This window comes from Algoriphagus taiwanensis, assembly GCF_036245645.1.
Lineage (GTDB): Bacteria > Bacteroidota > Bacteroidia > Cytophagales > Cyclobacteriaceae > Algoriphagus > Algoriphagus taiwanensis.
Genome location: NZ_BTPE01000005.1, coordinates 361,735 through 375,836, shown reverse-complemented (window position 1 = coordinate 375,836; position 14,102 = coordinate 361,735). Strand labels below are relative to the sequence as shown.

At 46.8% G+C, this 14,102-nt stretch carries 11 protein-coding genes; 3 read left to right on the top strand and 8 right to left on the bottom strand.

What is annotated here, in order from left to right:
• Positions 1–41: 41 nt before the first annotated feature.
• From AAA938_RS09705 to AAA938_RS09670, 8 genes are all read right to left on the bottom strand, one after another.
• Entirely contained in the window at positions 42–3,212 is a 3,171-nt protein-coding gene (locus AAA938_RS09705; RefSeq protein ID WP_338228496.1) for a WD40/YVTN/BNR-like repeat-containing protein, read from the bottom strand.
• A 227-nt stretch (positions 3,213–3,439) separates the two neighbouring features.
• Positions 3,440–4,330, bottom strand: a complete 891-nt coding sequence (locus AAA938_RS09700) for a hypothetical protein (protein WP_338228494.1) — start codon at positions 4,328–4,330, stop codon at positions 3,440–3,442.
• Between the two features lie 169 nt (positions 4,331–4,499).
• Positions 4,500–5,897, bottom strand: a complete 1,398-nt coding sequence (locus AAA938_RS09695) for a DUF6600 domain-containing protein (RefSeq protein WP_338228493.1) — start codon at positions 5,895–5,897, stop codon at positions 4,500–4,502.
• Positions 5,898–6,362: 465 nt separating this feature from the next.
• Entirely contained in the window at positions 6,363–7,367 is a 1,005-nt protein-coding gene (locus AAA938_RS09690; RefSeq protein WP_338228492.1) for a Gfo/Idh/MocA family protein, read from the bottom strand.
• A 130-nt stretch (positions 7,368–7,497) separates the two neighbouring features.
• On the bottom strand, positions 7,498–8,004 hold the full coding sequence (locus AAA938_RS09685; RefSeq protein WP_338228491.1) for a heme-binding domain-containing protein: 507 nt from the start codon (positions 8,002–8,004) through the stop codon (positions 7,498–7,500).
• Positions 8,005–8,138: 134 nt separating this feature from the next.
• Positions 8,139–8,333: a hypothetical protein gene (locus AAA938_RS09680; RefSeq protein WP_338228490.1), complete on the bottom strand. Its 195-nt coding sequence runs from the start codon at positions 8,331–8,333 to the stop codon at positions 8,139–8,141.
• A 23-nt stretch (positions 8,334–8,356) separates the two neighbouring features.
• The gene (locus AAA938_RS09675) at positions 8,357–9,397 is read right to left on the bottom strand and encodes a zinc-dependent alcohol dehydrogenase family protein (RefSeq protein ID WP_338228489.1); all 1,041 of its coding nucleotides are present in this window, start codon (positions 9,395–9,397) and stop codon (positions 8,357–8,359) included.
• Positions 9,398–9,555: 158 nt separating this feature from the next.
• On the bottom strand, positions 9,556–11,025 hold the full coding sequence (locus tag AAA938_RS09670; RefSeq protein ID WP_338228488.1) for a Gfo/Idh/MocA family protein: 1,470 nt from the start codon (positions 11,023–11,025) through the stop codon (positions 9,556–9,558).
• Between the two features lie 266 nt (positions 11,026–11,291).
• On the opposite strand from AAA938_RS09670, the gene AAA938_RS09665 reads away from it, so the two are divergent.
• The 3 genes from AAA938_RS09665 to AAA938_RS09655 are packed head-to-tail and all read left to right on the top strand — an operon-like array spanning position 11,292 to position 14,101.
• Entirely contained in the window at positions 11,292–12,416 is a 1,125-nt protein-coding gene (locus tag AAA938_RS09665; RefSeq protein ID WP_338228487.1) for a Re/Si-specific NAD(P)(+) transhydrogenase subunit alpha, read from the top strand.
• Between the two features lie 12 nt (positions 12,417–12,428).
• Positions 12,429–12,716, top strand: coding sequence for an NAD(P) transhydrogenase subunit alpha part 2 (locus tag AAA938_RS09660; RefSeq protein ID WP_338219758.1), 288 nt, complete (start codon positions 12,429–12,431; stop codon positions 12,714–12,716).
• On the top strand, positions 12,713–14,101 hold the full coding sequence (locus AAA938_RS09655) for an NAD(P)(+) transhydrogenase (Re/Si-specific) subunit beta (protein ID WP_338228486.1): 1,389 nt from the start codon (positions 12,713–12,715) through the stop codon (positions 14,099–14,101). The genes AAA938_RS09660 and AAA938_RS09655 overlap by 4 nt, the downstream gene beginning before the upstream one ends.
• Position 14,102 lies beyond the last annotated feature (1 nt).

The following is a 14,102-nucleotide window of genomic DNA, read 5'->3' as shown; positions in this document are numbered from 1 at the left end:
CAATAAAAGGACTAACAGAAATAGTCAATCAGTATCAGGATTTAAACAATAACCTGTAAACTATTTTTAGGACGAGTCACCACAAACAACACCCCCACACCCTTCTCACTCGCCAGTTTATTAAAGGCCGGAATGGCGGTTTGGATCAGGCGATCGCCTTCGGCTTTTAGCGGTTTCCATTCTTCCATCAATCGGGTGTATTCCGCTTTGGTGCCAGCATTGACCTTGGGGATGCTGCTTTCTCCATGGTTCATCATAAACATAAAGTTGGCCGTGAACTTATTCGGGAAGTTTTCCACGTCGTCGTAGGCGGTTGATCTTCGTTGGATCATATTCTCGTCCCAAGCTTGGAGTGCCTTCAGGAGAGTTTCCCCTTTTGATTTCAGGTCAGCGTACTCGCTTTTTCCTTCCAGTTTTTTCAGCAAGTCGGCGAGTTGGTCCTGGTAGTCCTTGGTCGTATTGATCATCGTGTGCATGGTGGTTACCTCTGCCTCGAGTTGGCTCATCCAAGCGTGATAAGCTTGGTAGTCCGCTTGAGTCAGGTTGTAAGCCGGGATGTCTTTGATTTCGGCTTTGGCTTCAGAGGTTTTGCCGTCGGCAGTCAGGCGAAGGGTATAGGTTCCCGGAATGGCCTTATGACCCCGGTAGCTGGATTCGATGTACACATTTTCGATTCCTGGCAGGGTAGGGTAGCGAAGATCATACACAAATCGATTTAGGCCTTTTCTTTTGGAAAGGGTAGGTTCCATTGGCGGTCCGCCAGCCCAGGATTTGGCTTCGGGGTTTCGTTTGGAACTCAGCTTTCTGACCAGATTCCCTTGCGCATCCAGTACTTCCAAAATCACTTCCGTAGAGTCATTGAAAGACTCTGGAAGAGAATAGTGGATCACCATGCCATTGGCCGGATTCAGTCCCTGAAGCGGATGAGTGCCGGTAAAGCCATCCAGATTTCCTCCGTTCATAGAAGAATACCAGTTGCCTAAGAGGGCGTCTTCCGGGGTGTAAAGCGTGACCTGGTCCACTTTTTCTTTTACTTCTCGCACCACATTCAGTTCGTCCAGAATCCAAAAGGATCGTCCGGAAGTTGCCACAATCAGATCATTGTGAGCCACTTTCAGATCGGTGATTGGAGTGACTGGAAGGTTGAGTTGGAAGGACTTCCAGTTGGCCCCGGCATCGTAGGAAATGTACATTCCCTGTTCGGTACCTGCGTAGAGCAATCCTTTTCTCTCAGAATCCTCACGCACGACTCGGGTAAAGGCTCCGTAAGGAATTCCCTTGGAGATATTGGTCCAGGTCTTTCCGTAGTCTGTGGTCTTGTAAATCGAAGGGGTGTAGTCGTTGAACTTATAGCGGGTGGTGGCAATAAAGGCCGTAGCCGGATCGTGAGGTGAAACGTCAATGGCATTGATCAGGCATTCCTGCAAGCCTTTTGGGGTGACATTGGTCCAGGTTTTTCCATTGTCCCGAGTAATATGCACCAAACCGTCATCGCTTCCGGTCCAGAGGACTCCTGCCTCGTGTGGGCTTTCGATCACATAGGCCAAGGTGCCATAGTTTTCAGCGCCTACGGCTTCATTGGTATATGGCACACCGGGCGTCCCTTGCTTTTCCTTCTCATTTCTGGTCAGATCAGGGGAGACTTCCGTCCAGGTTTTTCCCCAATCCTGAGTCTTCAGCAAAACTTGAGCACCATGGTAAAAAGTATTTGGCTCGTGCTGAGACCATATGATCGGTGCATTCCAGTTGAACCGATATTTCATGTCCTTTGCGTCCATGCCCAAGTACTGAATCGGGGCAGCCATGATATTGGTCGAGCCCTGAGTCTGCATATCCAAGACCTCAATGGTGCCTTGATAGCTTCCACCCAACACATACCTGGGATCATCCGGATCGAAGGCCAAGAAGGCAGATTCTCCGCCTGCGGAGTAATTCCAATGCTCTTCACCAATTCCACCCCGACCCAGAGCTATGCTGGAAATCACCAGGGAAGTATTGTCTTGCTGCCCTGCGTAAATGCGGTAGGGAAACTGATTGTCGGTATTGATTCGGTAAAATTGTGCTGTCGGCATGTTGTTCTGGGTTGACCAGGTTTCCCCGCCGTTGAAAGTGATAGAGCCGCCGCCATCATCTGCCAAAATCATGTTTTTGGAGTTCTTCGGATTGATCCAGAGATCGTGATAATCCCCATGCGCACCATCCACAGACTCAAAGCTTCTTCCTCCATCAAAAGACTTTAGCATCGGCGCACTTTGCACCCAAACCGTATTTTCATCATTCGGATCGGCAAAGACTTCGATGTAATACCAAGCCCGCTGAGTCAGTCGGTTGTCCTTATTGACCAAAGTCCAGCTTTCGCCTGCGTCATTGGAAACAAACAAACCGCCCAAGTCTTTGTAGGTGTCGCTTTCGATCAGGGCATAGACTTTATTGGAATTGGCTCGGGAAACGGAGATGGCCATTTTGCCTTTTTCCTTAGGCAATCCTGTTTCGATTTTCTTCCAGGTCTTGCCTGAATCGGTGGATTTGTACATGCCCGAACCCGGTCCTCCTGATTTCACCTGCCAAGGGAAACGCTGATGCTCCCACATGGCAGCGTAGAGGATTTCAGGGAAATTCATGTCCATGGAAAGCTCCACAGCTCCGGTCATATTGTCCACAAAAAGTACTTTTTCCCAAGTCTCGCCTCCGTCTGTGGATTTGTAAACGCCTCGATCCTCATTGGGTGCATACAAAGCTCCTTGGGCAGCCAAATAGACAATGTCGGGGTTAGTTGGGTGAATTTGGATTCGGGAGATGTGCTGAGTTTTCTCCAAACCGAGTTTTTTCCAGGTCTTGCCGGCATCGGTGGATTTAAAAACTCCATCCCCGTAGGAGGTCATGACGCCCCGAGGAGCATGCTCACCCATTCCGACATAGAGGATATTTGGATTGCTTTCGGCAACGGCCACTGCACCCACCGAACCTGTGGTAAAAAATCCATCCGAGATATTCTCCCAATGCTGTCCGGCATCGCTTGTTTTCCAGAGTCCTCCTCCGGTTGTGCCGAAGTAGTAGGTCAAGGGATCATTGACTACCCCGGTGGCAGTGACCGAGCGGCCTCCCCGGTAAGGGCCGATATTTCGGTATTTGATGGGTAAGGATTTGTCGAAGGTTTGGGAGAAGGCGGAAACGCTGAGGCCGAGAAATAGGCCTAACAGAATTTTTTTCATAAAAGGTTGGGTTGGATTGGAACCTAAGATAGACAAATCCTGAAAAACTTGGGGATGTGGGGGAGGAAAGAAAAAGAGGTTGTCTCAAAATTAAAGTTTGTCACATTGAGCGAAGTCGAAATGTCGTCCAGAGAGCTGGAAACGGCCTTCGACTCCGCTCAGGCTGACAACGAAACGATTTATGAGACAGCCTCCGTGGTAAGTTGACCATCTTTTCTCAAATGTGTTTAATCACACTTTTCGGATTGGCTGGCATAGAATCGGGTTCCGTTGAGGTAGAGTTCCTCGTCTTGCCAGTTCACTTTTATCTGTAGCGTTCCCAATTCTTTTTTATCAATGTTGAATGTCAAAACAGCATCTGCTCCGGCTCCATCCACTGTCCAAGTTCCTTTAAGGGTTCCTCTGAAATCAGGGTTGGATTCGTCCAAAAAGCCTTTTTGAACCACTTTGGCTTGGAAGGTTCCATTTTCACACAGGTTGATTTTGCTTTCCTTTTTTCCTCCAACAAAACCCTCATAGGTAATCAGCAGCTTGCCTGAAAGGAATTCCTTCCAATCAAAACCTTCGTAAGGGTCTACTTCCAGAGTCTCGGAAAACTCAGCATTCCGAAGGAGATCCAATGCAGTGGCAGCAGCTTCATCAGCATTTTGAGCAGTAGAAACCACCAAAAGCGTGATGCAATACACGCCACACCGTACCGCTGCAAAGGCCTGATAATCGCTTTTGATGAAATTGCCCTCTGCCAATGCTTTTCCATAAAGTATATCCCCTTCCAGAGTGGGTTCTGGGCTTTTCAACTCAACGGATTCGTTGATCTTGACTCCCTGTTTCCAGGATTCCGCCAGACTGTTCAGGTCAGTTTTTTCTCTGCCAAAAATGAAAATCTCTCCGAATGAGCCCGAGGTCGAGTTCAGTAAAAAGACCTCTGTCTCCCGGGGAAGGACTCCCACCCAGCCAGCGGGAATAGTCGCTGTGAATCCATACTTTGGAGAGTAGACTTCTTCCCCTGAATTGTACATTTTCCCGGGTACAACCCGGTTTTTGCTGTTTTGGGCAATTAAAAATCCAGTAGAGAAAGAGAAAAGGAGGATCAGTAAAAGCAGGGTATTTCTTTTCATAAGTGTTTAAGCCAATTGGAAATCGTGGTGAACCACAACGTTAGCTCAATATACCGATTTAGTCAGTAAGCAAATAGGGATGCCGGGATATCTTCACTTTTTGGGGGAAATGAAAATAGCCCAACCGGTTTTTCCGATTGGGCTGAGTTGGTTTAGTAATCAAAAGGGCTTAATTGTTTCTTTCCCTGCTATTTCCTCTGCTGCTTCCTGAGCTTTGGCTTCTACTGCTTACTTCGGGTGCTTTTCTGGCAGGAGGAGTAGCTCTTACCTCAGGCTTGCTTTGGGTGCGGCTAGGCTGAGCCACTCTGGAGTCGGAGCTTCGTGAAGGAGCTGTTCTCACTTGGCTTTGGTTGGGCTGCCTGCTGGACTTTACTTCCGGAGTTCGACTTGGAGAAGTCCCTCTCTGCTGAACGCTTTCCCTTGAGGACGGCTGAGGTTGGGTTCTTACCTGTGAAGATCTTCCGGATTGGGGTCTCACCTGATTTTCCCTTGAAGGAGAAGGCTGGGTTCTCACCTGACTTTCTCTTGAGGGAGCAGGTTGGGTCCTTACAGATTCAGTTCGGCTTGGCTGAGAAGATCGGGAGTTGACAGCTTCCCGAGATCTGGTCTCACTGGGTGCCGGCTTCACTTCAAATCTTCCCTCACTCGGTCTCGCTGATGGACTGGCAGTTCTTCCGGAGCTGGCACTTCTTGAGTTATCCACTCGGCTCGGTTGATTGGCAGATGAATTCACTGATCTGCTGGAACGGGAAGTCCTTGCTTGGTTGGATTCTGTCACTCGGGAAGGTCTTGCATCCACACTTCTGCCTCTGGAGGAGTCGATGTCGGGTCTGTAAACTCGGACTTCATTCCTGGCCAAAGTCGATCTTCCGGGATTGTCTGAAGATCGGATTTGATAGACAGGAACTGTCTGTCTCGTAATCCGCTCTACCTCTCTTCGGGAAGGGCCTGCATAGACATTGTAGTTGTTGTAGACTACGGTATTGTTGATGACAGTTGTACGGTTAATGATCTTCACCTTGGTTCTATGGTAGGCAAAAGGGGCATAATAGCCGTACACATTTCTGTGATAGATTCTGGCCGAAGGGATAAATACCCAGTGTCTGGTTGGGATGTTGATCCGGACGTTGATGGATACACCTGGTCCGAGAGGTGCCCATCCGTAGTAGCCTCCTCCTGATCTCCAGCTGACCCAGGCAGGAGCCCATTCGTAGCCGGGGATCCATGCCCAAGACTGGTAGTAGTCATCAAAGTACCATCTTCCATAGTGGAATGGGGCCCATCCCCAATCGTAGTCTGAAACCCAGGTATTGCCAAATTCAGTCATCACCCAGTGTCCGTTGGTGCCATAAGGGTGAAAGTCATCATAGACGGCAGGGAGCCAGATATATCCGTATCGGGCATCTTTGACCCAGTCTCCATAGGGGGTCAGTGCGTCGTAGAATACCTGAAAGCTTACCCCGAAATGTTCTGCTTTTGCTTTTTCCGAGGAGAATAGCAATCCGGTGAAAAGAACCAGGCTCAGTGCCGGAATTCTCAGTCGTTCGAATATTAGGTTAGATAACATGGTAGTAGTGGTTAAAGGTGAATACTTGGTTTCCTCGGTTGGGGCTTTTGATCTATTTAGGTAGATGTGTTTTGTGTTGGTTAGGTTGCACAGTATATTTCATAAATCAGGCCATTTTTAGAATCTTCTTTAAAATATGGCTATGATTTAAGATGTGTATCGTAAAAAAATAAATTAAGTTTTGGTGATAAATTTATTTATATTCAAAAAATAAAAGCAAAATTAACTGACTTAAATAAAAATATTAATTAACTATTTTTAAGCCTGAATAAAAAATCAGGAAAGGCTTTCTCTGTTTTTCAAAAAACTAAACGGAAAAAGGCCAAAAGAGGCCATTATGTCATCCATAATTTTTTTTCAATTTTTTAAAAAAAAAATCAGGAGGGGGGTAGCAGGAATTAAATAAGGGTAAGCCAAAGTGCTTCCCTTAAGTAATGAATGCGAAAGAGAATAGTGATGAATCCATCAAAAAAGTCGGGGAGTTACTAATTGCTGCATCACCCAATTAGCCCTGGCTCCGGAAATTCCATCAGAAGGGGATAAGCCCTCGCCCAACAATTCTCCGACAATCGTCTGGATTAGAGGTTGCTGTATATGCTTGGGTAGCTCAAACTGATGCAAGCTCGGTCCTTCTCCATTTTGCCATAGCTCAAATTCCCCTTTTCCAAAGGTCTCAAACCGAATCATTCCCTGACTGCCGTAGATGATCGTTTCTTCTATTTCCGCTTCCTTGGAGGCAGTAAAGCACCAATTTCCTGTGCCCAATACTCCTGATTCGAAGACAAAACTTCCCGCCACAATATCCTCAGCAGGATAGATTTTTCCCTGATTGGCAGAGTAACCGGAGGCATGGGTGATTTTTCCAAAAAAGAAATCCATCAGGTCCAGCTGATGGGAAGCCAAATCAAAAAAATACCCTCCCCCGGCTATTTCAGGGTCTACTCTCCAGTTGTTTTCCAGATGGGTGATGATCTCAGGCCGGAGCACTTGCTTCATATTGATATGGACGGAGCGGATATCTCCGATAGCACCGCTGTCAATCAACTCTTTGATTTTGACAAAATGAGGTAAGGCTCTTCTGTAATAGGCGACAAAAAGCGGTACTTCGGCTTTTTTGCAACTATCAATCATCTCCAGACACTCAGCATGGGTTCGAGCCATGGGTTTTTCCACATAGACTGGTTTGCCTGCATCTGCTGCCAGTCTGGTCATTTCCAAATGGGCATTGGGAGGAGTGGCGATATAAATGGCATTGACTTCCGGGTCGGCTATCAGGGCATTAGCATCGGTGTACCATTTAGGGACTTGATGCCGGGCAGCATAATCCTTCACTTTGGATTCATCTCTGCGCATCACAGCTACTAGCCGGCTATTTGGGATCAAATTCATCGCCGGGGCAGACTTGACCTCACACACATTTCCAACTCCAATTATGCCCCACCTGACTTCTGAATCAGTAAATTTCTTCATTTTGGAAAGTAGGAAAAGATATCAGTTTTTGAAAGTAAAGCACAATAAGGCAGTACTGCTTAGATTCATTTGGGTATTCATTTTTCCTCTGGCAAAGAAAAAGCCTCAATTTCTTGAGGCTGGAAATCAATTATTGGGCTGGAGGAGTTCGTCTTTTCATGACCAAACTATCTGCAGGATAGGTGGAGGATAGATAGGCCATTTGTTCCTTTGCCCAATCGATGAGTACTTGTCTCTCTTCATCGCTCAGATTAGCCTCCGGATGTAATCCAAAGTAAGTGTAGGATTCCAGTGGCATTTCTTTTTCCTCTACCATTTCTATCACCTCCTCAAATTTATGGTTCTGAACGGCAATAGGCAGGTTGGTAAACGAGGAAAAGTTCAGATGCCTCTTTCCATCATTCACATGGTCTGCAAGCATGTATTTGACTGGTTGAATATGGGAATACCAAGGATATCGAGTCAAATTGGTATGGCAGTCATTGCAGGCGCCTTTGAGAATAGTAGCGACATTATCCGGGATATTGTAGCTTTTGGAGATGTCAAATTCAGTGTCGTTGCTCTCGTTTTTTTCTACCGGAATAAACTGGATAAGGACCAGGAGCGCAAGAAATCCGATCGTGATTTTTTTCAACATGGCTGGGTATGTTAGTTTGCTGTTAGACTCTGGTTTTTCTTTAGGGTTTACTAAGGATAAACCTGTTTCTCATTCTAATTTCAAGCGATTTATCCATAAAATTGAGCTTTTCATCTTAAGATTTGCTTAATTCTCTATTTCCGAAACCGAACCCCGTCGATTACCAAACAAAGCCCGGCTTGGAAAACAATTAGGGAGATCGTCCCATACCAAAACCATTCTTCGCCCGCAAACCTTGCAAAGCCTGCATCCACGGTCATACAAAGTCCGGTGCCTGTTAACAAAAGTCCGGCTACAGATTGGACGAACCAGCGTGTACTTGATTTCATAGGATTTGTATTTTGATTTTTTGTCAAAAAGAATTGATCATAGTCATCCCATTTTCAGAGAAGGAGTCCATTTTGATCAGTGCTTCTACTGACTCATCCAAAGGAATTCGCTTTCCGATGAGTTTTTCTGGGGAAAGCTTTCCGGATTGGATCATTTGCATCATTTCCGGGTAGGCATGGGCTTGCATGCCATGGCTGCCCAGGAGCTCGAGTTCCTTGGCAATGACCAAATGCATGGGGATTTGGGGATTAGCCTCAGTTCCGGCCATTAATCCAACTTGGATATGTTTTCCTCTTTTTCTCAGGCAAGAGACAGAATTGAAGCAAGTGATTTTACTGCCCAAGGCATCCATGGACACATGGGCACCACCACGGGTTAATTCAAGGATCGCTCCGGGAATATCGGATACAGTTTTTGCATTAAGGAGGATGTCGGCCCCGGCTTCTTTGGCCATAGCCAGTTTTTCCTCGGAAATATCCACCGCGATCACCTGCGCCCCCAAGGCTGAGGAGATCATGATAGCCGAAAGGCCCACGCCACCACAACCATGAACAGCTACCCATTGTCCACCATTTACTTTTCCCTGAGCGACGATCCCCCGATAAGAAGTAGCAAAACGGCAACCCAAACTTGCAGCCGCTTCGAAACTCACTAAATCAGGGATTTGGATCAGGTTGGTTTCTGCACGGTAAACAGCCACATATTCGGCAAAAGATCCCCAATGGGTAAAACCTGGCTGAAACTGATCATCACAGATCTGCTGATTTCCGCTATGGCAGGTAGGACATGTTCCACAGGCACAAACGAAGGGAACCGTAACCCGATCGCCGATTTTCCAATTTTCCACTCCCTTTCCTACTTCCCGAATTACACCGGCAAACTCATGTCCGGGAACATGGGGCAGTACGATATCCGAGTCATGCCCCATCCAACCATGCCAGTCGCTTCGGCAGATTCCGGTGGCTTTGACTTCCAGCACTACTCCATTTTCGGGAGTTATCGGGTCAGCTACTAGGGAAATCTTTGGTTTTTGTTGGAATGATTCTACAAGGAGGGCTTTCATGAAGAAATAAGTTGTAAGGAAATGTCTCTAAAATTCACAAAAAAACCGTGAGCATTTCCACTCACGGTTTCAAAACTTAATTTAAATCATCTATTCGCTATGCTTCGCAAACGGTCTTTCGACTTCTGCAAACTCTTTACCGCTTCCTGCCAACTGAACTAAACTTCAAACCCTTTTCTGTAGGTTCTGCCAACAAATTGATTGGCTTCTTCCAGGTTGGTGATTCGCATATTTTCCCCGTCCCAAAGCAACTTGCGTCTGCCAAAGAACTCATCTCGACCCTGTGCATTTTTTCTTCGGAGCATATAGCTTCGGATCGCCAAGTTGCCCATCAATACGGTCTCGGTCATCGGTCCGGCATAGTCAAAAGAAGAAGTCAAGGCCTTGTGTTCTTCAGAGCCAAATCCAGCCTTGCATGCATCGACCCACTTGCGCTGATGTCCATACTCTGGCTCGGTGCCTTCGATTCGGTCCGGACCAAATTCCTGGGTGCCGTCATAGAGATACAGCTTGGGCATCAAAGGAGAGCTGTCATTGATATTATGAGTAATGATTCCTTTTTCACCGATCATCATCACACCATTAGCAGAGTTGGCTCCACCTAAGTCATGATCCGGAGGAATGATATCCGGATGAGAAGGTCTGATTCCTCCATCCATCCAGGTCATTTCCAAAGGCACTGGATTTTTTGCTGTCGGGCCATAATGAAGCGTGATGAAAGAGGAAGCTGGACATCCTTCCGGATTGTAGTCTGCGGTCCACATTTGAGAATAAACCGAGCCCACGGAGCATTCCGCATCAGTTGGGTAGTTCAATCCCAGCATTCGGAATGGGATATCCATCAAGTGACAACCCACGTCACCCAAGGCGCCTGTCCCGTAATCCCACCATCCTCTCCAATTGAAAGGATGGAGATTTGGGGTGAAAGGAATTTCAGGAGCCGGTCCAAGCCACAAATCCCACTCGAGTTCGGATGGCTTGCTGCCTGAATCTGCTTTGGGGAATGGGCCGCCTTGAGGCCATACCGGACGATTGGTCCAGATTTGTACTTTGGATACTTTTCCGATTTTGTCCTCATTCATCCATCCTCGGATCATATCCATCAGGGGATTAGAAGCTCCCTGATTTCCCATTTGGGTAACCACTTTTTGATCCCGAGCCATTTGGGTAAGCATTCTGGCTTCGCGGATATTGTGCGTCATGGGTTTTTGTACATAGACGTGCTTTCCACGCTCCATGCAGAATTTGGCTGCAGGTCCATGGACATGGTCCGGAGTGGAGATGGTTACCGCATCAATATCTTTCTGCTCTTCGAGCATTTTTCGGTAGTCAGCATAAAGCTTGGCATTGGGGAAGCTCTTGACCGAGTCTTTAGCTGACCCGGAAAAATCCACGTCGCAAAGTGCCACTACTCGTTCTCTTCCATTTACAGAGGCGTTCAAAATATCACTTCGGCCTTTTCCTCCGGCACCAATAGCCGCTAGATTGAGTTGGTCAGAAGGTGCAGTGAATCCTACACCGCCAAGCACATGCCTTGGAACGATGAAAAATGAGGAGGCAATGGCCGCATTTTTAATAAAATCTCTCCGGGATCGTCCTGAGGAGGGGGTTGATTTTGGGTTTTTCATAGGAAAATAGTTTGATGAGATCCAATGGAGCGATTAAAATAGGAATTAATCCCATGGAAAGCAGTAGCTCAAATGAATTTAAAGGCATTTTTTGATCAATGGAAAGTGGAAAAAAGCATACTATTCCTAGCTAGGGGAATCTCCAACGATTCCGTAATTAACTCCTCTTTTTTTCAAGGCAGGATGGTTAAATAGGACTTATCCAATTACTTTCGTTCCTTGTATACTAGGGCAATGCCTGTAATTGCCTATTATCTTTCACGAAAATGAAAATCGGAGTCCTCAAAGAAACCAAGGAATTTGAGAAGCGGGTAGCTCTCAGTCCGGATGTAGTGAAGCTTCTCATCAAAAAGGAATTTAAGGTCATCATCGAATCCGGTGCAGGGGAGTCCTCCTACTTTTTGGATGCGGATTTTGAAGCTGCTGGCGCTCAGGTAGTGCCGAAAAAGGAAGTTTTTTCAGCAGATGTCTTTCTCAAAGTCAATGCCTTTACTCTAGAAGAAGTTGCAGAAATGCGCAAAGGGGCTGCCTGCATTTCCTTCCTTTATGCCTATCAGCTCCCGGATTTGGTAAAGGCTTTTAAGGAAAAACAAATTCAATCCTTTTCCATGGACGCCGTTCCCAGGATTTCCAGAGCACAGAAAATGGACGCGCTTTCTTCGCAGGCCAACTTGGCTGGGTATAAGGCGGTATTGTTAGGGGCCAATCACTTGGGAAAAATTTTCCCTCTCATGATGACTGCTTCAGGCACCATCACTCCTGCTAAAGTCCTGATTTTCGGGGCTGGTGTAGCTGGTCTGCAAGCTATTGCCACTGCCAAAAGACTCGGTGCCATCGTGGAATGTACCGATGTGAGACCTGAGACGAAAGAGCAGGTAGAATCTTTGGGGGGCAGATTCCTCACTGTAGAAGGTGTAGAAGGAGTCAAGGTGGAAGGTGGCTATGCCAAGGAAGTCTCTGCAGAATATCTGGAAAAACAACAGCAGCTAATCCGTGAAAAAATCAAAGATGCTGATCTGGTGATTACCACTGCTCTCGTGATGGGCAAAAAGTCTCCGATTTTGGTCACCGAGGACATGGTCAAATCCATGAAGACCGGTTCTGTGATTGTAGACATGGCCGTGGAGTCCGGAGGCAACTGTGAGCTTTCGGAAAAAAACCAAACCGTGGTCAAGCATGGAGTGACATTGGTGGGGGAGTCCAACCTTCCTTCTCTGCTTCCTGTCAATGCCAGTCAGCTCTACGCCACCAATATCAGTACACTTTTACTTCATTTGGCTAATTCCTCCGGGTTTACTTATGACCAGGAAGAGGAGATCGCCAAGGGAGTTTTGATTACCAAGGATGGAGAGTTGGTTCATCCATTCACTAAAAGCATTCTCAACCTTTAAATCTGAAAATCCATGAATGCCGAAGCATTGATTATCCTGATTTATGTGCTGGTTTTGGCCAGTTTTCTCGGGTTCGAATTGATATCCAAAGTACCGCCAACGCTGCATACACCCCTCATGTCCGGATCCAATGCGATTTCCGGAATTACCATTGTCGGGGCACTGATAGCTACCAGCGAAATGGGATTTACCACTTTAAGTAAATGGCTGGGCATGTTTGCTTTGATTTTGGCTACAATTAACGTGGTCGGAGGGTATGCTGTCACAGATCGAATGCTAAAAATGTTTAAGAAGAAATGAGCAATATTGTCCAAATCGCCTATCTGATTGCCTCTGTTCTTTTCGTATTGGGGATCAAGTTTTTGGGAAAAACCAAAGATGCTCGCAGGGGCAATATGCTTTCTGCTGTGGGTATGCTCATTGCCATTGTAGCCACCTTGACTACTCTCGAGATCATGAGCTTCGTGGAAATGTTTGCCTGCATGCTCGTGGGTGGGGCTATCGGTTTGTATTATGCCAAGAAGGTAGAAATGACCCAAATTCCTGAAATGGTGGCCCTTTTCAACGGGTTTGGTGGAATGGCTTCCTTGGGTGTTGCACTTTCCGATCATTTTTTCAAAACTCAGGTTCAGGGAGTGGAAATCGATACGGTCAATTCTGTAAGTATTATCGCTTCGGTGTTGATTGGTGGAGTCACCTTTACCGGTTCTGTAGTGGCCTGGCTGAAGCTGAACGGGAAAGTTTCAGGACAGCCAATTACGTTTAGTGGTCAGCATTTGCTGAATCTCCTGCTTCTTCTGACTTTCCTTGGGGTAGCAGTGATGACCTACCTTTTCCAAATCGAACCGATTTACATCACCATTTTGGTTGCCATTGCTTTGCTGGTGGGTGTGTTGATTGTAATTCCGATAGGTGGTGCAGATATGCCTGTGGTGATTTCTTTGCTCAATTCCTACTCCGGTATGGCAGCATGCGCCACGGGATTTATCCTAAACAATAATGTGCTTATCGTGGCCGGGTCATTGGTGGGAGCCTCAGGAATTATCCTTACCCAAATCATGTGTAAAGCCATGAACCGTTCCCTGATGAATGTGCTTTTGGGAGGTTTTGGTCAGACCACCTCTGCCGGAGCTCAAGATGGCCCATCTATTGTCATCAAAGAGATTGGAGTAGAGGAATCAGCCATGCTCTTTGATTCGGCCTCTTCTGTGATTGTGGTTCCGGGATACGGCATGGCAGTAGCCCAGGCTCAGCATGTGATGCGTGAATTGATGGAGCAGTGTGAAAAGCGAAATATCGATTTCCGCTTTGCCATCCACCCTGTCGCAGGTCGAATGCCAGGGCACATGAACGTGCTTTTGGCTGAGGCAAATATCAGCTATGATAAGCTGATCGAAATGGAATCCATCAATGATGACTTTGCCAATACGGACATTGTGCTGGTAGTAGGAGCCAATGACGTGGTGAATCCTGCGGCTAGAACCAATCCTCAAAGTCCGATCTATGGCATGCCCATCCTGAATGCAGATAAGGCAAGAACGGTCATTGTATCCAAACGAAGTATGGGCAAGGGATATGCAGGGATAGAGAATGAGCTGTTTGGCTATCCCAACTGCCTGATGCTATTCGGTGATGCCAAGCAGACCCTCACCAAAGTGGTAGGTGAAATGAAAGAAATGAGCTAAG